The sequence below is a fragment of the Congregibacter variabilis genome, assembly GCF_045689235.1.
Classification (GTDB): Bacteria; Pseudomonadota; Gammaproteobacteria; order Pseudomonadales; family Halieaceae; genus Congregibacter; species Congregibacter variabilis.
Genome location: NZ_CP136864.1, coordinates 3833389 through 3858225, shown reverse-complemented (window position 1 = coordinate 3858225; position 24837 = coordinate 3833389). Strand labels below are relative to the sequence as shown.

Annotated in this window: 19 protein-coding genes, 2 rRNA genes and 1 pseudogene; 4 read left to right on the top strand and 18 right to left on the bottom strand. The window is 55.3% G+C overall.

The genetic code is table 11. The features are described 5' to 3' along the window. Nucleotides 1-5 precede the first annotated feature (5 nt). From pufL to R0135_RS17250, 8 genes are all read right to left on the bottom strand, one after another. Nucleotides 6-833, bottom strand: coding sequence for a photosynthetic reaction center subunit L (gene pufL / locus R0135_RS17285; RefSeq protein ID WP_407348144.1), 828 nt, complete (start codon nt 831-833; stop codon nt 6-8). Between the two features lie 90 nt (nt 834-923). Next, complete coding sequence (locus R0135_RS17280) at nt 924-1160, bottom strand: hypothetical protein (protein WP_407348143.1); 237 nt, start codon at nt 1158-1160, stop codon at nt 924-926. Nucleotides 1161-1215: 55 nt separating this feature from the next. Beyond that, complete coding sequence (gene bchZ, locus R0135_RS17275; protein WP_407348142.1) at nt 1216-2700, bottom strand: chlorophyllide a reductase subunit Z; 1485 nt, start codon at nt 2698-2700, stop codon at nt 1216-1218. Continuing rightward, nucleotides 2700-4169 (bottom strand): chlorophyllide a reductase subunit Y, encoded by a 1470-nt coding sequence (gene bchY, locus R0135_RS17270; protein WP_407348141.1) that lies wholly within the window; start codon nt 4167-4169, stop codon nt 2700-2702. The genes bchZ and bchY overlap by 1 nt, the downstream gene beginning before the upstream one ends. Beyond that, nucleotides 4162-5142, bottom strand: a complete 981-nt coding sequence (locus R0135_RS17265; RefSeq protein ID WP_407348140.1) for a chlorophyllide a reductase iron protein subunit X — start codon at nt 5140-5142, stop codon at nt 4162-4164. Before R0135_RS17265 ends, bchY begins: the two co-directional genes overlap by 8 nt. After that, nucleotides 5142-6095 carry a chlorophyll synthesis pathway protein BchC gene (gene bchC / locus R0135_RS17260; RefSeq protein WP_407348139.1) on the bottom strand — a complete coding sequence of 318 codons (954 nt, stop codon included), beginning with the start codon at nt 6093-6095 and terminating at the stop codon, nt 5142-5144. The genes R0135_RS17265 and bchC overlap by 1 nt, the downstream gene beginning before the upstream one ends. 111 nt (nt 6096-6206) lie before the next feature. Further along, the gene (locus tag R0135_RS17255; RefSeq protein ID WP_407348138.1) at nt 6207-7316 is read right to left on the bottom strand and encodes a methyltransferase; all 1110 of its coding nucleotides are present in this window, start codon (nt 7314-7316) and stop codon (nt 6207-6209) included. A 40-nt stretch (nt 7317-7356) separates the two neighbouring features. Continuing rightward, on the bottom strand, nt 7357-8229 hold the full coding sequence (locus tag R0135_RS17250; RefSeq protein WP_407348137.1) for a polyprenyl synthetase family protein: 873 nt from the start codon (nt 8227-8229) through the stop codon (nt 7357-7359). A 78-nt stretch (nt 8230-8307) separates the two neighbouring features. On the opposite strand from R0135_RS17250, the gene R0135_RS17245 reads away from it, so the two are divergent. Further along, a complete protein-coding gene (locus tag R0135_RS17245) occupies nt 8308-9339 on the top strand; it encodes a carotenoid 1,2-hydratase (RefSeq protein WP_407348136.1) in 1032 nt (343 codons plus the stop codon). On the opposite strand, the gene R0135_RS17240 is transcribed toward R0135_RS17245, so the two are convergent. The 6 genes from R0135_RS17240 to R0135_RS17215 form a co-directional block, all read right to left on the bottom strand. Continuing rightward, the gene (locus R0135_RS17240; RefSeq protein WP_407348135.1) at nt 9317-10441 is read right to left on the bottom strand and encodes a phytoene/squalene synthase family protein; all 1125 of its coding nucleotides are present in this window, start codon (nt 10439-10441) and stop codon (nt 9317-9319) included. The genes R0135_RS17245 and R0135_RS17240 overlap by 23 nt on opposite strands. Next, on the bottom strand, nt 10422-11948 hold the full coding sequence (locus tag R0135_RS17235) for a phytoene desaturase (RefSeq protein WP_407348134.1): 1527 nt from the start codon (nt 11946-11948) through the stop codon (nt 10422-10424). Before R0135_RS17235 ends, R0135_RS17240 begins: the two co-directional genes overlap by 20 nt. Nucleotides 11949-12028: 80 nt before the next feature. Next, a complete protein-coding gene (gene bchO / locus R0135_RS17230) occupies nt 12029-12895 on the bottom strand; it encodes an alpha/beta fold hydrolase BchO (RefSeq protein WP_407348133.1) in 867 nt (288 codons plus the stop codon). A 4-nt stretch (nt 12896-12899) separates the two neighbouring features. After that, nucleotides 12900-14732 (bottom strand): magnesium chelatase subunit D, encoded by a 1833-nt coding sequence (locus R0135_RS17225; protein WP_407348132.1) that lies wholly within the window; start codon nt 14730-14732, stop codon nt 12900-12902. Then, nucleotides 14729-15748, bottom strand: a complete 1020-nt coding sequence (gene bchI / locus R0135_RS17220) for a magnesium chelatase ATPase subunit I (RefSeq protein WP_407348131.1) — start codon at nt 15746-15748, stop codon at nt 14729-14731. Before bchI ends, R0135_RS17225 begins: the two co-directional genes overlap by 4 nt. Nucleotides 15749-15862: 114 nt before the next feature. After that, the gene (locus tag R0135_RS17215; protein ID WP_407348130.1) at nt 15863-16732 is read right to left on the bottom strand and encodes an alpha/beta fold hydrolase; all 870 of its coding nucleotides are present in this window, start codon (nt 16730-16732) and stop codon (nt 15863-15865) included. Between the two features lie 144 nt (nt 16733-16876). On the opposite strand from R0135_RS17215, the gene bchJ reads away from it, so the two are divergent. Further along, nucleotides 16877-17482: a bacteriochlorophyll 4-vinyl reductase gene (bchJ, locus tag R0135_RS17210; RefSeq protein ID WP_407348129.1), complete on the top strand. Its 606-nt coding sequence runs from the start codon at nt 16877-16879 to the stop codon at nt 17480-17482. Between the two features lie 63 nt (nt 17483-17545). On the opposite strand, the gene R0135_RS17205 is transcribed toward bchJ, so the two are convergent. After that, a complete protein-coding gene (locus tag R0135_RS17205) occupies nt 17546-17926 on the bottom strand; it encodes a rhodanese-like domain-containing protein (RefSeq protein ID WP_407348128.1) in 381 nt (126 codons plus the stop codon). Nucleotides 17927-18053: 127 nt separating this feature from the next. On the opposite strand from R0135_RS17205, the gene sfsA reads away from it, so the two are divergent. Continuing rightward, nucleotides 18054-18842 carry a DNA/RNA nuclease SfsA gene (sfsA, locus tag R0135_RS17200; protein WP_407348127.1) on the top strand — a complete coding sequence of 263 codons (789 nt, stop codon included), beginning with the start codon at nt 18054-18056 and terminating at the stop codon, nt 18840-18842. A gap of 10 nt (nt 18843-18852) precedes the next feature. On the opposite strand, the pseudogene R0135_RS17195 reads toward sfsA, so the two are convergent. Beyond that, nucleotides 18853-19752, bottom strand: a pseudogene (locus tag R0135_RS17195) (HDOD domain-containing protein). A gap of 488 nt (nt 19753-20240) precedes the next feature. Here R0135_RS17195 and R0135_RS17190 point away from each other — a divergent pair. Further along, entirely contained in the window at nt 20241-21107 is an 867-nt protein-coding gene (locus tag R0135_RS17190) for a prolyl hydroxylase family protein (RefSeq protein WP_407348126.1), read from the top strand. A gap of 286 nt (nt 21108-21393) precedes the next feature. Here R0135_RS17190 and rrf read toward each other — a convergent pair. After that, a 5S ribosomal RNA gene (gene rrf, locus R0135_RS17185) occupies nt 21394-21509 on the bottom strand. A 213-nt stretch (nt 21510-21722) separates the two neighbouring features. Beyond that, a 23S ribosomal RNA gene (locus tag R0135_RS17180) occupies nt 21723-24627 on the bottom strand. Between the last annotated feature and the right edge of the window lie 210 nt (nt 24628-24837).

The window sequence follows — 24837 nt, the reverse complement described above, 5'->3', positions numbered from 1 at the left end:
TCCCCTCAAGACCAGACCGGTAGTTCAAGCCACCAGTTCCACCATTCGGGCCAACCGCGGGTCCAGAAAGGTCCACTTAAAATGATGCACACAGCACTCCAGAATCCGGCAGACAAGGCCAGGAATAAACCGAGGCGGTGAATACCCAGCGCGCCGATGGAGTAACCAACGTCGTCGCGGAAGAAGGTGTTTTCGTGTTCACCGGTTTTTACCACCGGATCATCCTCACCTGGGTTCGTTACTGCCAGAATTAAAGAACCATGCATTGATAAGGCCATGGTCGTTGTAAAGAAGAAGGTCACGGCCAGCATGTGCGCTGGGTTGTAATGGAAGTGCAGGTATTGATAACCAACATTCGATACCCAATCGAGGTGACTAAGAATTCCATAGGGAAAGCCGTGACCCCAGGCACCGAGCAAAAACGGGCGAATTACGACCAGCGCGAGGTAGGCAAATATGGCGACTGCAAAAGCGAAGGGTACGTGTAGTCCCATACCAAGTTTTCGGGAGATCTCCACCTCCCTGAGCGCCCAGGAACTAAACGCTCCGATCGCGCAGAGGGTAATTATCTGCCACAGCCCTCCCTCCATAAGAGGAGCGAGTCCCAAACCATAGGAAAGGTCCGGCGGCGCTATGCTGATCTGCCAGACGTTCCATGTGGGCCCCATGGCGGCGCCATAAAGAATCAAAGCAGTACCAACCACACTAAAAAATATCGTGGTCACACCAAAAAAGCCGACATAAAACGGCCCTACCCAGAAATCAAAGAGATCGCCGCCAAGCAACGTGCCACCACGCACCCGGTACTTTCTCTCAAAGCTCAACATGGACATGCCGTAACCTCCAAGCCCGTCAGTGACGGGAAACTATCGATAACCCTTCGCAACGCATGAGCGTTGCGGTTTATTGTTTTAACCGCTGATCTACCACTCGAACGCGTAAGGAATCACCGCCAGGGCGACACGACGCGCTTCTTCAAAACAGGACTCTCGCTTACGAGCGCTTGCCGCGAAGGGACGTAATGCCCGGGGCAACAATCGCGTAAACACGCTGACGACAAAAAAGCAGCTCACTGCCATGGCCAGCAATATTTGGTAACTTCTTCTATCAGTCCGTCGCACTTGCTGTGCTCCTACTTCGACTTCCCCAGCTTTATGCATGCCTCCGCCCTCCCCGGTTTTGGCTCGCAATTCCTATTTTCTTTATAGCGATCGCCTACACCGTCTCTTTTTCGGCGACATCGCTTGAAACTTTTCTCGACCTAACACTGGCGTCCAGATGCTCTACACCCACTGTGCTCACACCTGCTTCTCTCGCACGTTGCTCGGCCGCGTCGCGCAAGCGCTTTGCAACCGAAATGCGTATGAGCACAGGCTCTCGCTCTAATTGCTGCTCCAGTAGCGTCTCCGCCTCTCTGTCCCAGTTAAGTGCGATGTTGAGTCGAGACGGCGTAGCGTCAACCTGATCAAGCTCGGTGCCCAGAGGCAGAATATGAAAGAGCGCATCGAACAAGGCATTACATACTTCCTGCAGCACATAGCAGGCACCGGCATAACCCATAAACGGCGTACCGGTGTGTCGACGAACCACAGCGCCCGGTAGTGAGGCCGGAATGTACATTGACCTTGACTGGCTCTCTGCGAGGTACATGCGTTCGTTGTAACTTCCAAAGACGATAAGCGGAGCATTTTCATGAATGGCTGCTCGCACCTCTTCGTTATCGGTCTTTTTCCCGGCGCAGCGAGAGAATGCAAAACTGCAGGGCATTCCCAGCTCATCCTCCAGGAAGTGACGCAATCCCCGAGAGTAGGTTTCGCTCGCGGCAACACCAAAACTGGCGGTACCAAAAAAGTCTTGTGTGACTGAGCGCCAGAGGTCCCAAAGAGGCTTAATTGTGCTGTGCTTCTCCTGCTCGATAAATGGCTGCGGATCCAGTCCAAGCAGTTCGCCGAGGGACTCCAAAAATGCAGTCGTTGAGTGAAGACCAATAGGCGCCTGCAAGAATGGCTTTTCCAGTGCTTCACACAGCTTGCGCCCAAACTCTCGGTACATGCAGACGTTAACCTCGGCATCCGCAAGCTTTGGCACGTCACTCAAATCAACGCTCATGGGAAAGGTGAGATTCACCTCGGCGCCAATTCCTTCAATCAGTCTTTGAATTTCCGCCAGATCAGACCAGGTATTGAAGCAGCCATAAATTGGTCCAATGATATTGACCTTGGGCTTGGCGCCTTCAACTTTTGGTGTTTCTTTTCCTTTGGCAGCTTTCTTTTTCTTGCTCTTTCCGTAGCGGTCCCACAACCAATACAGCGCACGGTCGGCACTTTGCCATTGGTCTTCGTCAATTGTTCTTGGCAGAAAACGTTCAATATTCGTGTCCCGGGGGGTAACGCCGCCGCCGATCATTTCGGCAATGGAGCCGGTAACAACGACCGAAGGAACCTTGGGGTCCAGTGATTTGTGCGCCCGTCGCAGTGCTGTCTCAGTACCTGTCTGTCCGAGCTCTTCTTCTGCCAGGCCGGTAACGACTATTGGCAATTCATGAGGGGGTAAAGCATCTGTGTAATGCAGAACAGAGGTCACAGGAAGATTTTCACAACCCACCGGTCCGTCGATGATTACCTGCAGGCCTTTCACCGCGGTAAATACGTAAACGCTACCCCAGTAACCGCCGGCGCGATCGTGATCGAGAACTAACACTAGGCAGCCCTCCCCGATGACGCTGGCCAGATACCTGATGTGGCACCTGTGCCGACTCCCGCAAAAAAAGTTTCCATGCGTGTAAAGCGCTCTTTGTTACCGACAGCCGTGTTAATCACCTGGGCAAGAGACCCAGGTCCAGCTGGCCCCATGAGAGGTCGCGCGGAAATGAGATTGGTGAAGTAAAGCCCTGGAATACCTTGTTCTTTGGCGTGCTGAACGACCGGAGTAGTGCCAACGGCAAGGTCAGGCTGAAATTCTTCTACTGCGGCAATATCATCCTCAAGAGACGCGCGATAGTTGACATGTACACCGCGCGACTCCAGCCAATTCCGATCGTCATCAGACCAAGGTGTGCGAGGGCAGGCGGTACCGACATATCGAAGATCGGCACCCGCTTCAATCAGCAAGCGCGCCACCAGGAGTTCAGAACCCTCATAACCGGACAAGGTTATGCGGGCGTCAATGGGTGCGGCTTGAAGAGCGCCGCGAATGGCAGGCAGCAGCGCGTTGCTGGTTTTCGCCAAGACCTCGGCAGAGACACCTGCTTTATCGGCAATGTTAGCCAACCATGCAGCAGTGCCGTCATGTCCCACAGGCGCAGAGCCTACAAGGGCTCTGCCGGCAGAAGAAAACTCCCGTGCGGTGGCGGTATAAAAAGGATGAAGCATCGCAGCAATGGGACTGGCGAGGGCTGAGTAAAGCTCCCGCCATTCACGGGTCGGTACGATCGGCCCGGCTGACAGGCCCAAGGGCTCAAGCATGCGACCAATCATGATTGCATCGACCGGGAATATTTCACCCACCAAAGCAACAGTGGGGCGACCCGAAGCATCGCTCGTAGGCCTCGCTACAGGCCCCCGCTCCACCTCGGACCGGGCATAGGACAGCATGGCTCCGGCAAGAATATCTTTCGCTTCAGCGTGCGTAGGCACACCAAAACCAGGCACATCAATACCTACTACGCGAACACCGTTAATCTCTTTGGGAATCAACTCCAGCGGAACGCCCGAAGCAGTCGGCACGCATAAGTTAATCAAGACGATAGCGTCGTACTTGTCGGGATCCGCGAGCTGATAGGTCGCTTCACGCAAATCTTCAAACAGCTTTCCGGTAACTAGCGTTTCTGAGTCGAAAGGGACGTAGCCAACGGTACGGCGGGCGCCATAAAAGTGAGAGGTGAAGGTAAGACCGTACACACAGCAGGCGGACCCGCACAACACAGTCGCCGTTCGGCGCATACGCAAGCCTACCCGTAGCGACCCGAAGGCAGGACACATACTCTGCGGCTGATCATGTGGGCCAGTAGGATAGTCCTTTGCATATTGTTCAAGGACTTCACTCTTGCCGGCTTTGGCCGCAGCATCTTTCATTGTGTCGGCGCCAGCATGGCAGCCGGATACCGTTTCTTCTGCGCCGGAGCTCGCGATAAGGTTCGCAGGATCGACGGTAGCCACTGAATCAGACATCGTCGTATATCACCTCAAGGGATGGACGATTGAGCGCTTCAAGATTGCACAGCTCATCAATCGTAGCGGGCTGCAAAACGACATCCCGACCCACGGCATCGCCATCAAACAGTTCCAGTAACTCGTCTTGAGTCAGGGTGTTGGGCTGCAAAGGTGGCGCATCGGTAATCGCAGCGGCCAGATCAGCAAAGAGCGAACCCCACTGACCATCCGGGCGACCGACAATTTCGTAGTTAGCGCTCTTGCGCCGGATATCCTCATCCGCAGGAATCGCCGCAAGCTCAGGAATACCCACAGACTTACAAAACGCTGCAGCCTCACCGGTACCATCATCTTTGTTGGTGACCATTCCAGCGACACCTACATTGCCACCCAAACGCCGGAAGTACTCCACCGCCGAGCATACGTTGTTTGCTACATAGAGCGACTGAAGGTCGTTAGAGGCAACAACGATCACTTTCTGGCACATATCTCTTGCGATGGGCAATCCAAAGCCACCACATACAACGTCCCCCAGGAAGTCCAAAAGCACGAAGTCGAAATCCCAGTCGTGAAAACCCAGCTTTTCGAGTGTTTCAAAACCATGAATGATTCCGCGACCGCCGCAACCGCGCCCTACTTCGGGACCACCAAGCTCCATGGCGAAAACGCCGTCTCGCTTAAAGCAAACATCGCCGATAACCAGCTCTTCGCCGGCCGCTTTCTTTTTAGAGGCGGTCTCGATAATCGTTGGACACGCCTTTCCACCAAACAGCAGCGATGTGGTGTCACTTTTTGGGTCACATCCAATGAGCAAAACTTTCTTGCCTTGCTGGGCCATCATGTAAGAAAGATTTGCCAGCGTGAAACTTTTGCCGATACCACCTTTTCCGTAGATGGCGATAATTTGGGTCTTGGATGCGCCTTCGTCTGAGCTCGCCAGTAATGAGCCTTCGTCGTCACCAGGGGTGTATTGAGTAACAGCTTTATTCATTAGTGCATGCACCTCCAATCGAGGACCATCTTGAGACAGTCCGGGTCACCAAATGCCATGCGATACGCAGGAGCTGCGGTTCGCACGGACTGGTGATGAGTAATTAAGCCGTCAAGCGATAAAGACTGAGCACGGACCAGACTTAGTGCCGATTCGAGATCAGGTTTCTGCCATTCAGCTGCAATAGAGAAGGACACTTCGCGCTGAAATGCCGCCGGAAAAGTGAAATTCAGCGGGGCATGGTAGAAGCCCGCCAGAATTATCTGACCACCCGGCGAGAGCCGGGTTATCAAGCTATCAAGAATATTCGCATCGCCACTTACATCAGCGATGACTTTGTAATCCCGGCGAGGATCTGTTTCCGGGCTAAGCACCTCGTAACCGACCGCACCACCGTGGCGCTGCGTATTCATTTCCCAAACAGTCGGCGCCTCGCCACCGAGTGCCAGGACCACTCGCGCCAGCAATCGTCCAAGTACACCATGTCCAATAATCAGGTCCGGCAGTGCGTGTTTACCGACACGCATCGCTGCATGATGTGCAGTGGCCGCTAGCGCAAGCAATATGCCCTGATCACCCAGAGATTCATCGATAGCCACCAAGCGATCGGCGCCAACCACCAGAACCTCAGCTGAGGCGCCGAACAAACCACGAACATCGGTATACCCAGCACAGCCTGGAACGAACACCAGGTCACCTACTCTATGCAGGCCTGAGGATCCCGCCTCAACGACGCGCCCTACCGACTCGTAACCTGGCACTAGAGGGTACTCAAGACCGGGGAAAGCGGGCATTCGGCCATCCCAAAGTAGTCGCTCCGTGCCGGTGCTAATACCGCTCCAAAGGACCTCAACCACACAGTCGCTATCGCCAGGCTCAATAAGGCCGACATTGCGAAGAGACATCACTCCAGGCTTTTCGAATACAACGGCAGTCGCTGTGCGATCCACCACTAGGACTCTCCCATTAAGCTAAATACGTCAATTTGTTCATGGTGTCAGTTTATATGGACAGCCTGTGCTGTCAAGCTAAAATGACAGATTAAAATCCAAAGCCTTCGCCCATCACGTAACGGCAGCCGGACGAGCAGTCAAAACCCTCACAAGAAGCGGCTGATAGGTGCGCCGCTCTCGCACATCAGCAAATCCCGCCGCCTCCAACATCGCCTGAATTCTTTGAGAACTTCTGGGACGCCCACTACGCATAGCCCACAGATAAAGATGAAAATAAGCCCCCACCCCCGGTGCAGCGCCGGTTTGCGCCATGGGTTCTGCGACCAGCAGCAGTCCATCCGGGGTAATAGCCTGTCTCGCCGCGCGCAAAAGACGCATCACAGGCTCATCGTCGTGGTCATGAAGGATACGTACGAGACTAATAACATCAGCGCCCTCAGGAAGCGGGTCATTGAACATATCCCCACCGAGTGCACTTCCTCGTGCCAACACAGCCTCCCGTGCAAAACGCTCATTCGCCAGACTGGCTACATCGGGAAGGTCAAACACCGTGGCGCGCAATCCAGGAAAGCGACGCAGCGCTTCAGCCGCGAACACCCCGCTGCCGCCGCCAACATCCAACAGCTGCCGCCGACGATCCAGGGAACAATGCGCAAGCACATCATCGGCAACAAACGACTGTGATTGCGCCATCAGCTCGCTGTAGCGCTGCGCGTTTTCTGCTTCACTGTGACCCGGCTCAGCCGCATAGGCCCAATACTCACCGAGAGCACTTTGAGAACGGTCTTCCAATAAACCCAAGGGCTCGGCCAAATCGCGATACAACAGCTCATGATGACGCACCATGGCCGCGATACCCGGACTACCGCGACTCGCGGCACCCAGGTCACCGAGACGCCAGGCATCAGAGCCCCAACGCTGAACCAGCCGAAGCTCTGCGGCAGCCTCCAGCAGGCGCAGCAGACCGTCCTGAGGAATTGCACAGTCCGATGCCAGCTGCACACCGGTCACCGGGCCATCAGCCAAACGCTCAAAAAGATCGAGTTGCACGCACGCCGATAGCACCTGGGAATACACAAACCCCGCAGTAATATCGAAGAGCTCCCGCGCACGGCGCCGCGCCACCCAGCGTGTCAGAGGGAAACGTAATACACCTTGATGAAAGGCCGGACTACCAAGAAGCCTGTCTCTGCGGGCAAAAAACCAGTCCATTAGACGCATCGAATCACGCCGCTGAAAAACCTGGAGGAACAGCTATTACTCAGGCTGCCACCACAGCGCAGGCCTGGGGCAGAAATCGCTGCGCCTGCTGGCGCACCACCTCTTGAAGCTCTGCACGTCCCGCACAGGCCGGCACTGCAACAACACCCTCTTCCACTAATTCCCGCAAGCGGCGTGTTGCGCCCTCCAGACCCAACTCAGAGACAGCACTGGGGCGCTGAAGAGCGGCATCCACGCCGCAAGGCTTGCCCAACTGCTCTGGAGTTGAAGTCGCATCCTGAATATCGTCGGCAACCTGATACGCCTCACCGATCTTGGCACCCAGGTCTCGCCAGGGTGCGACATCGACCCCCGCAGCCGCAGCGCCAGCCGCTGTCGCAGCAATGAACAGGGCGCCGGTTTTAGAGCGATGGTAAAGAGATACGTCGACCACAGGCTCGGACTCCCAGGCCTGACCTGCCGCAATACCGCAAGGAGCACCGACTCCCTCTGCCACCACCCGGAGCAACTGCGAGAGACGGTTTTTTGCAGGAAGCTGCGGCCTGGCCAGCAAAGCGAACGCCGACACAATCAAGGCATCACCCGCCAGCAAAGCAATAGGCTCACCAAAAGCCGAATGCACAGACTCGCGACCACGACGCTCATCCGCGTTATCAAAGCAAGGCATATCATCATGAACAAGAGAGGCGCAGTGCAGCAACTCCACGGACGCTGCAGCGGCTGCGGCAAGTGCCGGCGCGTCACAGTTGTTCGCCAAGGCAACCGCAAGACAAAGCTTGGGACGAACCCTGGCGCCTCCGGGAAACACCGCATGCTGCAACGCCGCTGCTAAGCGCTTCGGGCAGCGCGCATCTGCTGCCTCTGCTACCGCGGAGCGCAGCACCTGCTCAAAATCACTGTCACCTAAAGGCATAAGTCGACCCCAGACTGTTAATATTAGTTTACACTTATTGTGTAACTTAGATTAGACGCCCGGGGAATACAAGTAGGAATGCGCGCCGCCTCAGACAAAACCGACGCTAAGAGTGCTCCACAGACTCAAAGCAAGGAGACAATTGAACGCCCTGCGGGCTATAGCAGCCGGAACCCGGGTCTTAACTTCGCAGAACCAGTCGCCGATAACGGCTACCTTTGGTGGTATGTCGACGCCATCAGCGATGACGGTCAACAGGCGATCACAATGATCATCTTTGTCGGCAGCGTCTTTTCGCCCTACTACGCGCGAGCCAGACGCCGCGGCGATCAAAGCGCCGAAAATCACTGCGCATTCAATACCATTTTATATGGACCATCGGGCAAAAAGCGCTGGAGCATGACGGAGCGCTCAGCCGCGCAGCTTCAGCGCAGCCAAGACAGCTATCGGCTGGGCCCCAGTAGAATAGATTGGGACGGACAAAGCTTTATGGCTCGAGTGGATGAGCGCTGCACCCCATTCGCCCAGCGTATGCAGGGCACAGTCAAGATCACTCCATCTTCACTCACTACACACAGCCTAGAGCTCGATCATCGCGGACGACATCACTGGAACCCTATAGCACCGATCGCACGAGTCGAAGTCGATATGCCGACACTGAATACGCGTTGGTCTGGCGACGGATATCTGGACAGCAACTACGGAAGCGAGCCCCTGGCTGACGGATTCTCTGGGTGGGACTGGACGCGCGCTCGATTGAGCAACGGAGACTGTGCAGTGCGTTACGAAGCGCGCTCCCCGCATAGGGAACCCTACCGCCTGGCGCTGCGCTTTGCTCGCGATGGCTCGATTAGCACCGAAGCACCCCGACCGTCTGCTGCGCTCCCGCCGACACAGATCTGGCGAGTCAAGCGCCGCATGCCGGGCGCCGAAGCGAAACCCAAAACCTTACAGACGCTGGAAGATACGCCTTTCTATGCAAGATCTTTGGTAGAAACGACATTTGCAAATGATCCAGGCATTGGCATCCACGAAAGCCTGTCGATGCAACGCTTCGAAAAGCGCTGGGTACAAACACTACTTCCTTTCAGGATGCCGCGCTTGACCTAAACACAGGCTCAGGGGAATGAGCGTCGCGATCTCGTCTCTCCAACTCAGCAAAAACATTCAGCACCCAATCGATGTCTCCGGCAATGCCCGCTTGCGGCTGCTCTATAGACTCAGGTGGGGACAGGCCGTCGATGGCACGAATGAGAAAGCGCACCTGCGGAAGCGGGTCGGCACTAAGGTGTGCAAGGTTTACGCGGGGAGGAATCACCGCGCTCGCGGTAAGCAATAGCTTGCGGTGTACTGGCAGTACAGTGCGCTGAGACATACTATCCGCGCCGCGACGCAGAAGCTCATGGCCAATACCTGCATAGAGTTTTCTGGCCGCATAAATCCCCGGTCGACAGCGCGCAGGCAAACCCGCTATCCCACTATCGGCTCGGGCGTACAAGCACTCCGCGGCACTCAGTAGTCGCGTAACCACTGAACCCAGTTCCGGCGAAAAGTCAGGATTGTCGATAAGAGCCTGAGGGCTAAGACCCACCTCTCGCAGCCAACGCAGAGGCAGGTAGACCCTACCGGCCACAGCATCCTCACCAACGTCTCTGGCAATATTGGTCAACTGCATCGCAACACCCAAGTCTGCCGCCCGAGCCAGCATGCCCGGGTCACGCACACCCATGAGCAATGCCATCATGACTCCCACAGAACCAGCAACACGCACTCCGTAGCCGTAAACACCTGCGAGATCCTTATAAGCCCGAGACTGCACATCCCAGGCAAAACCCTGCAGCAGGGCCTCCAGCAACTCTCTGGGTAGAGCGTAGTCTCGAACCACTCGAGCAAGCGCGCGATCTACGACATTTTCGGGAAGCCCCAAACCATACACAGCATCCAGACGAGCCCTGAACGTCACCAGTTCCGCCAGCGGATCCACACCATCATCGATGGCGTCATCCGCCTCACGACAAAATGCATACAAAGCATAGACTGCACCACGCAACTGCGAGGGCAACAGGTGCGAAGCGAGAAAAAACGACTTTGATCCGGTGCGAATCATTGCTCGACAATGCGCAGTGTCAGAACGAGGATCTGCGGGGATAGCCTCTCTTTGCCGAGGCAGCGTCGACGCCGCGGTCGATGGATCAGGCATAACTGTGCGCATGCGGGACCACCTTATCTAACACCTTTGCCGAGGTGATAACGCCTGGAATACCTGCACCGGGGTGCGTACCGGCACCCACCAGATACAAACCCTTTACATCCTCACTCACATTGTGCGGCCTAAACCAGGCACTTTGGGTGAGCTTTGGCTCAAAGCTGAAGGCGCAACCACGAAAGGCGAGTAGGCGACTCTGAAAGTCCAGTGGCGTCATGAGCAAAGATGTCTGAACATGCTCCGATAGCCCCGGCAGAACGGTCTCCTCAAGTCGTTTTTGAATCGCAAGGCGAAATGGCTCAGCCTGCGCCTCCCAGTCCGTGCCGCTTTCAAGATGAGGCACCGGTGCCAATACATAGAAGGTATCGCAGCCCTCCGGAGCCAAGCTCGGATCCAACTGGGAAGGACGATGCAGATACAGACTAAAATCGTCCGCCAGATGATGATGCTTGAATATGTCATCGAGAAGGCCCTTGTATCTTGGCCCAAGCAACACTGAATGCTGAGGAACATTCTCGTAACGCTTATCCGTACCGAAGTACCAGACAAACAGGCCCGAGGAAAAACTCGAGCGCTCTATTTTACGATCCGTCCAGTGGCGCCGATGCTCCGGGCGCAACAGGTGTCTATAAGTCCACGCCGCGTCCGCATTGGATACAACGATATCTGAGCGTAACACCTCACCCGATGCCAGGCGCACACCTTGAGCCTCACCGCCCTCCACAAGGATCTCGTCCACCTCGGCGTTACACCGAAGAATAACGCCCTGAGACTCCATAAGAGAAACCATAGCCGTAACCAAAGCTCCGGTTCCACCCATTGCAGAGTGCACACCGTGCTGCTGCTCTAGATGAGAAATCAATGCATAGACCGCGGTAACCGAGTAGGGGTTTCCACCAATCAATAAGGGATGAAAGCTAAGTACCGTTTGCAGCTTGGGACTTTTTACATGTGCTCGAACCAATGAATGGAGGCTGCGTAAGCCCTGCATCTTCAGCATCTCGGGGATCACCTTGAGCATATCGGTGATCTTGGTGAATGGCATATCCCCCATCTGCTCGTAACCCAGACGGTACGCTGTGGCGCTAAGTTCAAGGAACCGCTCGTAGCCATCAAGATCATCAGGAGCGATGCGTCGAATCTCATCGCGCATCTGCTCGGGATCACCGGTGTAGTCAAAGGTGTCTCCATCATCAAAACGAAGACGAAAATACGGCGCCATTTCACGCAGATCTACATCGTCACTGAAGTTTCGCCCACAGAGCGTCCACAGCTCTTCCAGTAGAAACGGTGCCGTAATAATCGTTGGGCCCGCATCAAAGGTGAAACCATCTTGTCGAAACACGTAAGCCCGCCCGCCCGGCGCATCGAGTTTCTCAAGAACCGTTACGCGATAGCCCCGCACGGAAAGACGGATAGCTGCCGCAAGACCACCGAAGCCACTCCCAATCACTATGGCATGTGGTCGGGCGCCCGTGCGTGATGGGGAGTCAGGGGAGACGATACTGTTCACTATAAATTACACTTTATGTGTCTAACTTGCTTTACAGAGTAACAGCAAGTCTCGCGCTTGCACAGACACAAAGCAATCTTCTATAGACCCTGCGCTTTTGCCAGATTACTCACCCAATCAGCAAACCAGTCAGGGCTTTCTTCATGGCCAAGATGACCCAAATCGTCAATGTTGTGGAGCTGCGCCTGAGGAACACGCCTTGCAAGCTCCTCGCCCTGCTCAGGCAAAACCACCGAATCGTTATTACACACCAACAAACACAACGCCGGGTTCAAACGATCAAGATTCGTTTCAAGCTGAGAAAGATCCCAATTAGCCATCATGCGCAGCGTAGCAGCGACATGTCTGGGGTTACCCAGGAGCTGCCGGTAACAGCGCACCATCTCTGGGGGTGTCGTTGAACCGGTTTGTCGGAGCATTCGCTCAACGGGCTTTCGAGGTACGGCGTGCAAAGCTACTAATTGCGTAAACACGGGCGATGCCGCCAGCAGCTGCGCAGCCTTACTAAAAACCGGTGCTGCGGCGCGCCCAAAGGGCAGCATCGCACCATTGATACTCACGATAGCTTTGGGATCCAGAGAACCACGCAAACACAGGCTTGCCGCAATAGCCGCTCCCGCGGAATGACCGACCAGCAAGCTGGGCCGGGCATCCAGGACTCCCAGCAGCGTTCCGACTGCCTGCGCCATGCCTGCCAGAGAACACTGTTGAGCCGGCGCCAACTGAGTGAACCCCTGCCCCGGCAAATCCGGTGCTATCACTCGAAAGTTGCGCTCAAGCAAACGCGCCATAGGCACCCAGGAATGCGACGAAGCGCCGGTACCGTGCAGCAACAGTAGATCGGGACCCGTACCGCGAATCTGCACATGCCAGCGCAATCCTGCTGCTTCGACGAAATGACTGAATTGAGCATCGGGCCAATCCGCGGGTAAGTCGTAGCCTGTCATAAACTCAGCTCACAACCTGACGCACAACAGCCTGCAGCTGCGCCGCATCTGCATTGGGAAGTGGCAGATACAAAGCATCCAGAGATTTTGCCAATTCGGCAGCGCAACGATGAGGTCGCGGCGATGTATCAATAACCATGCCCGCAGCGGAACTGGACAGACGAAGATTCTGCGCAGCGCTCATGGCGTCGGCCAGCGCAGGCTCTCGTCCCGTGGTTCCATCACGGCAAACGTTGCCGCGCCCATCAGTGAGCATGACGTAGGCTGGCGTGGCACCACGCCGCTCCAACAGCTCCAAAAGCTCCGCCGTAGCATCGATCCCCGCCGCCAGAGGGGTTCCGCCACCTCCAGGAAGGGCAGACAAACTTCGCTTGGCTCTCACCAAAGAGCGTGTTGGCGGCAGAAGAAGCTCCGCACCGCTACCGCGAAAGGCAATCAAGGCGACCTCATCACGACGCACATAGCAATCAGCCAACAGCAACTCTACCGCCCCCTTTGCCTCGGCGAGACGATAAAGTGCCGAAGAGCCGGATGCATCAACAACAAACACCGTGACGCTTTGCGTGCGCTGACGAAAACGCACTATACGAAAATCATCGGCCTGAACACGTAAGCGAGCTCCACCTGTGGGCGCCCCACGCAGGCGCTGCCACGGTGCGGCGGTACGCAAGGTAGCCATTACATCCAGCCGTGCACCACTGCGGGGATCCCCGGGAAGACTTCCCATGGGCCTCCCGCGCATCTTTGCGCGCTGGCGAGCACCGGACTTTCCGCTAGCAGCGTTGCGGCGAGGACGCACGGCCCCACCAAGCAACTTAGCCAGCAAGTCCGCAGGCAACACAGCTTGGGCAGCTTCGAGAATCCGTTCTTCGTCCAAGGGCTCCGATTCAGGCGACGACGCCTTCTCCGAATCCTGAGAAGACTCCTGCGAGTTCAATGCAGGCTCATCTTTAGGCGGTTCCGGAGGCTGCACATCTGATGCAGACTGCTCATCCTCGGGACCATCATCCAAATCATCAGCCGCAGCGTCCCCGGCCTCCTCGGCGGCAGGCAGCTGCGTCGCCAGCGGCAATAACACCAGCCGCAAAACCTGCTCAAGCTGCTCCTCAGCCACTTCCTGCTCTCCCGCAAGAGCAGCCAACACTCGAGCGACTCTGGCGGCAAGCAATGCCGCCCGGGGAGAGTCAATCCCCAGAGCCAGGGTTGCCTGACAAATGCTCCGCAGGGCCTGATCATCAAGGCCGACCTCCTCACTCGCCGCACGGGCGCGAACAATATCTGCAGAAGTCCAAGGAAAGTCGTCCAATGCCGCAATAGGAATCGGCGTTAGATCAATTTGCAGCGCAAGGCGCTCTATAAGAGTCGCAGACAGCGCCTCATCATCGACGCCTTCATCGAGCGCAATGAGCGATAACCGACAGGAGTGTTGGGCAGCAATGCCCTCGCGCTCGACACGCAGTACGGGTTCATCAAGCAATGCAGCAAGTGGCGCCACCACGGTCGACGGAGCTCGCTCGGCCATACTCAACAGGACCACGCCCCCGCTGCTTTCTACCAACAAACCCCGCCCTGCTACCGGGGAGCCTTTACGTAAAGTTGCCGCGAGGTCCAAGCCACCCAGGAGACGTGACTCACTGCAATGCAGGGGGATTTTTCGCCAGGGGGTATCGTCTGATAGCAAGGCACGACACTGCTCCAGCCAAAAATCACGGACAGGGCCGGGACGCCCTCTGAGTCTAATGCCACCGACACTATGCCCTCCTACCGCAAGGCAGGCTGCAGCCAATGCCGCATCGCCCCAGCGAGCAAGCTGCTCATCAGTAGCAGGAACAGTCAATCGAAAAGTGCCGCGAGCGCCTTATCGATTCGCGCAGTGGACCCAGACTCATCGAGGGGGTCGCGTCGTAAACGATGGCGTAACACCGACGGCGCCAAAGCACGCATATCAGCCAGCGTGGCCTCCTTGCGACCTGCCAGAGCCGCCTGAGCTCGCGCGGTTCTCACCAGTGTAAGCTCGCCTCGCAGGCCATCAGTGCCAAGAGAGAGACATAACGTTGCCGCCGCCTCAAGCACCTCATCGGCGACTTCCACAGAATCAAGTGACTCCCGGGCTTTTTGTAACTGCCGACGCACCCGCCCCTCCTTACGCTGCTGCTGCTTAACAAAAGCCTCAGGATCGCGCTCAAAGGCATCGCGCTGCCGCACAATCTCAACTCTCGTGGCCACATCCTGTGGCGTCTTGACCTCCACGGACATACCAAATCTATCCAGCAGCTGAGGCCGCAACTCACCCTCCTCAGGGTTACCACTACCGACCAATACAAATCGAGCGGGATGACGAACACTCAAGCCTTCTCGCTCCACAACGTTCTCACCGCTAGCTGCTACATCCAATAGCGAGTCCACGATGTGATCCTCGAGCAAGTTCACTTCATCAATATACAAAAAGCCACGGTGAGCACGCGCAAGAAGCCCCGCCTCAAAGGCTTTTTCGCCATCATGAAGAGCCCGCTCCAAATCCAGCGCACCGATCACACGATCCTCGGTAGCACCTAAAGGCAAGTCCACGACGGGAATGGGTGACGCGCGGGTGCTCAGCTTTTTGTCACCGGACTCGCAGCGCGCACATAAACCCGCTGGCGTCTTGTCAGGGTCACAATTAAAGGGGCAACCCTCAATCATGGGGATCTTTGGCATCAATGCCGCCAGGGCACGAATGGCCGTGGATTTGCCCGTTCCACGATCGCCAAACACTAAAACCCCACCAATTGAAGGGTCGACAGCGGCCACCAGTAACGCGGTTTTCATATCGTCCTGACCAACGATGGCCGTAAACGGGAAGGCTTTCGCCATAGTTATGTTCCAACTGTTTCGCGGAAGGCACCCGCAATACGATGCCTATGTCACGTCAAGCTTACACGATAGATTTATAAAATGGATGTGGTAGCTGTCACTAGAGGGACACCATTAAAGATTTTTCAGGAATTCCTTAAGCGCAGACTCAGTCAGCGACGGCTTTTCGAACTGGGGCAGCCCCAGGGTTCCAGGAATTTTCACCAGACTCCAGTTATCACCTTGGCGAGCGACCTCCTCCAGGTAATCAAAACTGATATTGGGGTCCTCATCGTAAAGTACCGACACCGGTAATTTCAGCGGGAGGTAAAGCTCGCCCACCGCATCTGGAGTAAAGAGCTGACCCGACACGAAGTAAAACGGCGCATAGGACGCTCCCGGCTGCGCAGCGCTGTTTCGCGCATACTCGACCATGTCTTCCGGGGCACCATCGCCGAACGCTTTGTCCAGAAAAAACCGGATACTCGGCTTGGTCCGCAACGCTCGAAAGAGCCCCGCCCCAAGAAAAGGCAAACTCAAGATGCGATGAACTCGAGCACCTACAGGCGACCGCGAGTCCCGTCTGCGACTAAAGCCCGTCGGCGAAATCAGTGTAAGACTGCGAACCAAGTCGCTATCCCGTAAAGCCGCGCGGGCCGCAAACTCCGCCGTAGTAGACAGCGCAAGTACATCGACGGGACCGCAATCCATAGCTTTGATTATGTCGACCACAACCTGCGCATAGAAGTCGGGACTGTAGACACGATCCGCACGTTCTGAGCGCCCGAACCCCGGCAAATCCGGCGCATAGAGAGGCTGCTTCAACGCCATGTCATCAAAAAAGGGCTTAACTTCAAAGGCGCTCGCGGCTGCATTCATACTGTGCAAGAGCAAAAGGGGGCATCCCTCGCCTTGACGGTAGTAGCACAGCACAGGGGCAACGCCCGGCAAGCTCCAAACCACCTCGTCGGCCTGGATAGCAGGGGCTAATGGCTGTGTCGACATTCTGTACTCCCGTTAATTGTTAAAGCTTAGGCGCCCAATCTATCCTTGACATATGTCAATTTTAGTTAACAATTCTAGTGTTACCTTTATTAGACACTTATGTTGAAGTGTTGTGCAATCTTTTATGACCGAGGAAACCGCTTAGTGAATGCACCCGTGGCAATTCCCCCGCCGGATGATGGACTTGCCCGCATAGGGCCTGGCAGTGTTTTAGAGCTGGTACCACTGATGGATGACGTTTTGGGTGAAGCCGAGCGGGACCGACTTCTGATGATTTCGGGCATGCCTGAATTACCCCCCGATCAGGGCATGATGGCGGAAACTCCCGCCGCGACATTACATCAAGCGCTTCGGGCAGACCATCCTACTCTGGCACCCGCGCTCACTATCAGGGCGGGCGAACGTACTGCCGATCACATTATTGCACGCAGGATTCCAAAAGCAGCTTTACAGGTTATGCATCACCTCCCTCCCTGGCTGTCAGCACCGCTTCTTGCCAGTGTCATAGCAAAGCATGCCTGGACATTCGCAGGTTCGGGCAAGTTTAAAGTGCTTTCAAAGCAACCCCTAGTGTTCGCTTTGACCGATAACCCGGTTGTTCGCGGAGAACACTCAGAAGAGCCCATATGCGATTGGCACAGCGCCGTGTTTCAGCGTCTGTTTAGCTCCATAGTGGATCCTAACTTACGCTGCGTCGAAACCCACTGTTGCGCCAGCGGAAGCAAAAGCTGCATCTTTGAGATACGTTAACAACACAACACTGCCGCGACTGATCTATAAAACCTCGGGTGCTGCCTGACAACACCTTGCTCTTCAGCCAAAGTCGGGCTCGGGTGGATGCGCCACAGGCTTGCCGGCCTGCTTCCAGGCGTCGAAACCGCCGGCGATCGAGCTCACATGCAGATAGCCCATCTCCTGCATGGATTTAGCGGCCAGGGCGGCCCGGCCACTGCTTTTGCAATAAAGCACAATGTGTTTGGATCTATCCTGTAACGCCTCATCCGTCGAAAGTATAAATTCCAGCAATCCCCGGGGAATATTAACCGCGCCCGCCAAGTGCCCGTCGCGAAACTCATTCCCCTCGCGAACATCGATGATTACATCTGCAGCGATCAGCGCGGACTCAACTTGGTCCAGAGGGACCTCGACCACGTCGGTTTTGGCTGCGGCGACTAAGTCTTGAGCTGTCTTCATTTGCGTACTCTCCCATCTATCGGACATTAAGTTTAACGCGACCCGCTGAGACTCGCACTGCCCCGGACACGGTGCACAAAAAGACATTAATCCAATTCTCATAACCAAGCGGTGCTACTCTCGCAAGATGCTTATCCCCCACAAAACAGCTCTCATAAAAGGCAAATTTCTTGCCCGCTACGATCGATTCATCGCGCGCATAGCGCTCGGCAATCAAGAGGTCGACGCGCATTGCGTCAATACTGGACGAATGGAAGGCCTGATTCGGCCAGGCAGCCGCGCATGGGTATCAAAAGTCCCTGACGACAGCCCAAGAAAACTGCGCTATACCCTGGAGTTGCTGGAGATCGATGGCGTCATCATCGGCGTGAATAGCATTTTACCTAACCGCCTCGCGGAAGCCGTGGTGCAAGCAAGACTGATCAAGGGCATGAAACGCTATCGTAGCCTGTCTCGGGAAGTAGCCTATGGCAATCGCTCGCGTATTGACCTGTTGTTGGAGGGACGCAACTGGCGGCATTGGGTAGAGGTAAAAAATTGCCATCTGGTCTATCCGGATGGCGGTGCATACTTCCCTGACTCGGTGAGCAAACGAGCTACTGAGCACCTGGAAACACTCGCCAGCAAGGTCCAACAAGGCGACAAAGCCAGTGTGCTCTTTGTCGTTCAGCGCCGCGATGGAGAATTCGTTAGGCCCAGTGCGCTGCATGATCCAGCTTTTGCGAAATCCGCCGCCGACGCTCGTAAACAAGGCGTGCAATTTCAGGCGCTGCAGTTTGATCCAGGTATACAGGGTTATAGTTATCTGGGAACCCTGCCGGTGGACACAAGACCCTACCCGCCCGAAGACATCAGCGACTTTCGCGATGCATACGTAGACAGCTCTGGCTGGACGCGCAGAGGCAAAGTCTCATAGCACTAGCTGTCTAGCCGTTGAGCGTTGCCAGGACTCGATTAGCTTTGCGTCGAAAGGCAGGGTCCTGCAGCAGCTGGGGAATTTTGCCCAAACCAGCACCCTCCAGCTGCCCTGGGAGATAAAACAGTCCAGGCTCATCGGAATCGATAAGGTTCAAGTCTGCAATATCACGTAGGCCGCGATAAGTTACCCGGTCACCAATGCGGCCCGCCAGATACATCAAAACATTATCTCGCCTCGCCTCTCCTTGCATGGGATGCTCAGCCGAAGACCTGACCAAGGGAAGCAAGCCAAACTCGATGGCCTTGGCTATAGCGTCAGGAAGATGCCATAAACCGGCAAGCATTGAACCCACTATTGCCGCGTTTGCACCGCAGGCCTGCTGCTGCGCTGCAACACGCTGAACAATACTTACTCCATCGGTATACCACGCGGGCGATTCTTCAATACTCATCGTCAAAGCGACGTCACCGAGATTAAAGAAGAGGGCCTTGGTGGCCAAAACTGAAGGACGCTGTACTCCGAGCTCCTGACCCAACATCTGCGCCAGAGCGCTGGCGGTGCATGCCGACTTCCAAATACGAGAGAGCGCAGCCTGCTACTCTGGCGTTCCCTCATCAAGTCGCTCGGCCACCGCGGCCTGCGCAACAAGCCCCTTTACAACACTGACTCCAAGATAAGTAATGGCATGCTGCACACTGGTGATAGGTGATGCCAAGGAAATCGCTGCAGAGTTCACAGTGCGTAAAATACTCGCCGTCAGTCCTGCATCAGAGGCCACAGCCTCCATTAGCGCCTCCGGAGTATCAAGGCCTCCGGCGAGCTGCCTCTGGACCGGGTGCGGTTCGGGCATGTTTGTGCAGATAAACTTAATGCGAGCACATGCGGCCTCATCAAGCTCGCTCTGCATGATTAGGTGCAAGTCCCGCAACTCCTCTGGCATTGGAGTTAATGACGCATCCGGGACGGCGATAACCTCCGACTCTACGGTTGGCAACTCGGCCGACTCCGCCCCCTTTGCATTCGGACGACTTACCGGCGCCGTTTTTCGCGGAGTAGAGCGCGGCTTTGATGCTGGCTTACGCAGGAACATCCAGAGCGTGCCCCCTATCAGCAAAGCCAATACCACCCACAATGCATTGAAGCTCATCCACGGACCCTCGATAAACCAGTCAGGCTATTCACTCAATGCGTCAGACCGCAAGCATCGGCGCAAACTCAACCGTGTAAGTTTAACATCAACGTCCCACAGCAAATTGTCGTGCAGTCGCGCTACCCCAGATCTAAACCCTGCGTGATGAGCGGCCAAAGTAAGATAAACTACTTTGTGATTACTATATTCGGTTAGCGCAGCTACGCTGTGACGACCCTGACCTACAAGCTCAAACGAGGTGCGCTATGCCCATTGGCGATAGCTGGCTGGACTGGACCCGCTCTCAGCTAAAGCAAGGCGCCACAGTTGCCGAAATCCGCAACCAGCTCAAAGAGAAAGGCTTTACGGATAAAGATATCAAGTACGCGTTCAAGAAGGTCCTACCCAAGAACAGCTACAAAAGCGCTATGCAATCGGCCGGTCAAATTGAGCAGCCAGAAAAAATCAACGCAGGCCCCGATTATCAAGCCCTTGCCTACCCGAAACTTGTACGTAACGCCTACGGCGAGCGCGTTGTTCCGCTGAATCAAACCAAGCTACAACTTTTCACGATACCCAATTTTCTGAACGCTACTCAGTGCGACACGCTTATCAAGATAATTCGCGAAAATGCCTACCCATCTCAAGTGGACGGTTATGAGCGCCAGTCAGATATGCGATCAAGCCGGACCTGTAACCTTTCTGTTCGCGACCACCCTTACATCGCAGAGATAGACGAAGCTATATCCCAGACCCTGGGCATTAGCCTGGGGTGGTCGGAGATCAATCAAGGGCAGTGGTACGAGCCCGGCCAGCAGTTCAAACCGCACCCGGACTACTTCCCCCCAGGCACCCCTGAATACACTCGTTTTGCCAGCATCCAGGGGCAGCGCACCTGGACCTTTATGATCTATCTGAACCACACAGAACAAGGCGGAGGCACGCACTTCACCAAGATCAACAAAACGGTGATGCCAGAGCAGGGCAGAGCCGTGTGCTGGAACAACCTGCTCAAAGACGGACAGCCCAACCTGAACTCCGAGCACGCCGGCTTACCCGTTGAAGCCGGGTCCAAGTTCATTCTTACCAAGTGGTTCAGGGATCGCGGACAGGGCCCAGCGTTCGTGTCTTGAGCGGCGTTAAATAGGCCTTCAAGCGGGCCCTCACGCCATCCAGCATCTCGCATATTAAAACGCCCCAAGCATTGCTGCTTGGGGCGATTACGTTTTGGCACCTGGAGATGACCTACTACAGGTAGCGAGCGTTGCTCGCTATCCCCTTGGGACGCCTACGGCGCCTCCTTGCCGCTCACCGTTGGTGAACAGGCGCGCTCACATGGCCCGTTGTAGTAAAAGAGAACCCCGCATCCTAAAAGCAAAAACCCCTGCAGCGAAGCTACAGGGGTCTTTCCTTTTTGGCGCCTGGCGATGACCTACTCTCACATGGGGAAACCCCACACTACCATCGGCGATGCATCGTTTCACTGCTGAGTTCGGGATGGGGTCAGGTGGTTCCAATGCTCTATGGTCGCCAGGCAAACTGGCATGTCGGGGGTCGGTATTCTGGCCGCCCAACAAATTAGGTCGGTAGTTCAAGCTGAGGCCGGGTGTTCAGTCCGGTGTGTTTGTTTTCTGGTGTGTTGTTACCACACCGTGTTGTCACACTATGACTTGCTCACAACATCCGTTGTCTTCTTGTGTGCCCTTCCTTCACGAAGAAGGTCGAGTCACGCAAATAGCTTGGATTATATGGTCAAGCCTCACGGGCAATTAGTACTGGTTAGCTCAACGCCTCACAACGCTTCCACACCCAGCCTATCAACGTAGTAGTCTTCTACGGCCCTTCAGGACCCTCAAGGGGTCAGGGAGAACTTATCTTGGGAGGGGCTTCCCGCTTAGATGCTTTCAGCGGTTATCCCTTCCGAACGTAGCTACCCGGCAATGCGTCTGGCGACACAACCGGAACACCAGGGGTTCGTCCACTCCGGTCCTCTCGTACTAGGAGCAGCTTCCCTCAATTCTCCAACGCCCACGGCAGATAGGGACCGAACTGTCTCACGACGTTCTAAACCCAGCTCGCGTACCACTTTAAATGGCGAACAGCCATACCCTTGGGACCGGCTTCAGCCCCAGGATGTGATGAGCCGACATCGAGGTGCCAAACACCGCCGTCGATGTGAACTCTTGGGCGGTATCAGCCTGTTATCCCCGGAGTACCTTTTATCCGTTGAGCGATGGCCCTTCCATTCAGAACCACCGGATCACTAAGACCTACTTTCGTACCTGCTCGACTTGTCAGTCTCGCAGTCAAGCGCGCTTGTGCCTTTACACTAACCTCATGATTTCCGACCATGATTAGCGCACCTTCGTGCTCCTCCGTTACGCTTTGGGAGGAGACCGCCCCAGTCAAACTACCCACCACACACTGTCCTCGATCCCGATCAGGGACCTGAGTTAGAACCTCAACATTACCAGGCTGGTATTTCAAGGACGGCTCCACAATGGCTAGCGCCACTGCTTCAAAGCCTCCCAGCTATCCTACACAAATAAGGTCAAAGTCCCGTGTGAAGCTATAGTAAAGGTTCACGGGGTCTTTCCGTCTAGCCGCGGGTACACTGCATCTTAACAGCGATTTCAATTTCACTGAGTCTCGGGTGGAGACAGTTTGGCCATCGTTACGCCATTCGTGCAGGTCGGAACTTACCCGACAAGGAATTTCGCTACCTTAGGACCGTTATAGTTACGGCCGCCGTTTACCGGGGCTTCAATCAAGAGCTTCTCCGAAGATAACCCCATCATTTAACCTTCCGGCACCGGGCAGGCGTCACACCCTATACGTCCACTTTCGTGTTTGCAGAGTGCTATGTTTTTAATAAACAGTCGCAGCCAACTGGTCACTTCGACTGCCGTCAGCTTAGGGAGCAAGTCCCATCACCAACAGCAGCGTACCTTCTCCCGAAGTTACGGTACCATTTTGCCTAGTTCCTTCACCCGAGTTCTCTCAAGCGCCTGGGTATTCTCTACCTGATCACCTGTGTCGGTTTACAGTACGGTTCCTTTATATCTGAAGCTTAGAGGCTTTTCCTGGAAGCATGGCATCGACCACTTCACTTGTCGCTTTCGCTCGAAGCTCGTCATCAGTTCTCGGCCTTAGCAACCCGGATTTACCTAAGTCACCAGCCTACAACCTTAAACGCGGACAACCATCGCCGCGCTGGCCTAGCCTTCTCCGTCCCCCCATCGCAATATAAAGAAGTGCAGGAATATTAACCTGCTTCCCATCGACTACGCATCTCTGCCTCGCCTTAGGGGCCGACTCACCCTGTCCCGATTAGCGTTGGACAGGAAACCTTGATCTTCCGGCGGGGAGGTTTTTCACCCCCCTTATCGTTACTCATGTCAGCATTCGCACTTCTGATACCTCCAGCAAACCTCCCGGTTCACCTTCAACGGCTTACAGAACGCTCCTCTACCATGCATGCAAGCATGCATCCGCAGCTTCGGTTACCAATTTAGCCCCGTTACATCTTCCGCGCAGGCCGACTCGACTAGTGAGCTATTACGCTTTCTTTAAAGGGTGGCTGCTTCTAAGCCAACCTCCTAGCTGTCTGAGCCTTCCCACATCGTTTCCCACTTAATTGGTATTGGGGACCTTAGCTGGCGGTCTGGGTTGTTGCCCTCTCGACAACGGACGTTAGCACCCGCTGTCTGTCTGCCGTGATTGTACTCCTGGGTATTCGGAGTTTGCATGGGGTTGGTAAGTCGGGATGACCCCCTAGCCCAAACAGTGCTCTACCCCCCAGGGTAAGACACGACGCTCTACCTAAATAGATTTCGAGGAGAACCAGCTATCTCCGGGCTTGATTAGCCTTTCACTCCGATCCACAGCTCATCCCCTAATTTTTCAACATTAGTGGGTTCGGCCCTCCAGTTAGTGTTACCCAACCTTCAGCCTGGCCATGGATAGATCGCCCGGTTTCGGGTCTATTGCCTGCAACTAAACGCCCTATTAAGACTCGGTTTCCCTACGCCTCCCCTATACGGTTAAGCTTGCTACAGACAATAAGTCGCTGACCCATTATACAAAAGGTACGCAGTCACAGAACAAGTCTGCTCCCACTGCTTGTACGCACACGGTTTCAGGATCTATTTCACTCCCCTCTCCGGGGTTCTTTTCGCCTTTCCCTCACGGTACTGGTTCACTATCGGTCAGTCAGGAGTATTTAGCCTTGGAGGATGGTCCCCCCGTCTTCAGTCAAGATATCACGTGTCCCGACCTACTTATCGCATGCTCAGTACCACTTCCAGATTTTCGTGTACGGGGCTATCACCCTCTATCGCCGGACTTTCCAGACCGTTCCACTAACCCAAAAGCTATTACATGCAGGCTCTTCCCCGGTCGCTCGCCGCTACTGGGGGAATCTCAATTGATTTCTTTTCCTACGGGTACTTAGATGTTTCAGTTCCCCGCGTTCGCTTCTACGACCTATGTATTCAGTCGCAGATACCCAACTTACATTGGGTGGGTTTCCCCATTCGGACATTCCCGGATCAAAGGTTGGTTGCTACCTCCCCGAGACTTTTCGCAAGCTCCAACGTCCTTCATCGCCTCTGACTGCCAAGGCATCCACCGTGTGCGCTTAGTCACTTGACCATATAACCGAAGTTATCTGTTCTAGAAGACTCCCGTCCACGCCCTTAAGCAAATGCTTACGTGGCCGGGTTTAGTAAAGATCGTTTGAGATAAACGCGCGGTTAACGCACTTACCCGACTCCGATCCGCCGGATGTTGTGACGCTTAAGTCACAGTATGTTTTACAACATATTTTTCTATTACAACTCGTCGTGATAACGGGGAATTGAA

What these genes read in the sequence shown, in the direction of transcription:
- R0135_RS17250 (WP_407348137.1), bottom strand. Translation starts at nt 8,229, where the DNA reads ATGCCTTTAGGTGACAGTGATTTTGAGCAGGTGCTGCGCTCCGCGGTA.
- R0135_RS17280 (WP_407348143.1), bottom strand. Translation starts at nt 1,160, where the DNA reads ATGCATAAAGCTGGGGAAGTCGAAGTAGGAGCACAGCAAGTGCGACGG.
- R0135_RS17255 (WP_407348138.1), bottom strand. Translation starts at nt 7,316, where the DNA reads ATGCGTCTAATGGACTGGTTTTTTGCCCGCAGAGACAGGCTTCTTGGT.
- bchI (WP_407348131.1), bottom strand. Translation starts at nt 15,748, where the DNA reads ATGGCGAAAGCCTTCCCGTTTACGGCCATCGTTGGTCAGGACGATATG.
- R0135_RS17205 (WP_407348128.1), bottom strand. Translation starts at nt 17,926, where the DNA reads ATGAAGACAGCTCAAGACTTAGTCGCCGCAGCCAAAACCGACGTGGTC.
- sfsA (WP_407348127.1), top strand. Translation starts at nt 18,054, where the DNA reads ATGCTTATCCCCCACAAAACAGCTCTCATAAAAGGCAAATTTCTTGCC.
- R0135_RS17190 (WP_407348126.1), top strand. Translation starts at nt 20,241, where the DNA reads ATGCCCATTGGCGATAGCTGGCTGGACTGGACCCGCTCTCAGCTAAAG.
- bchY (WP_407348141.1), bottom strand. Translation starts at nt 4,169, where the DNA reads ATGTCTGATTCAGTGGCTACCGTCGATCCTGCGAACCTTATCGCGAGC.
- R0135_RS17245 (WP_407348136.1), top strand. Translation starts at nt 8,308, where the DNA reads ATGCGCGCCGCCTCAGACAAAACCGACGCTAAGAGTGCTCCACAGACT.
- pufL (WP_407348144.1), bottom strand. Translation starts at nt 833, where the DNA reads ATGTCCATGTTGAGCTTTGAGAGAAAGTACCGGGTGCGTGGTGGCACG.
- R0135_RS17265 (WP_407348140.1), bottom strand. Translation starts at nt 5,142, where the DNA reads ATGAATAAAGCTGTTACTCAATACACCCCTGGTGACGACGAAGGCTCA.
- bchO (WP_407348133.1), bottom strand. Translation starts at nt 12,895, where the DNA reads ATGACAGGCTACGACTTACCCGCGGATTGGCCCGATGCTCAATTCAGT.
- R0135_RS17240 (WP_407348135.1), bottom strand. Translation starts at nt 10,441, where the DNA reads ATGCGCACAGTTATGCCTGATCCATCGACCGCGGCGTCGACGCTGCCT.
- R0135_RS17215 (WP_407348130.1), bottom strand. Translation starts at nt 16,732, where the DNA reads ATGTCGACACAGCCATTAGCCCCTGCTATCCAGGCCGACGAGGTGGTT.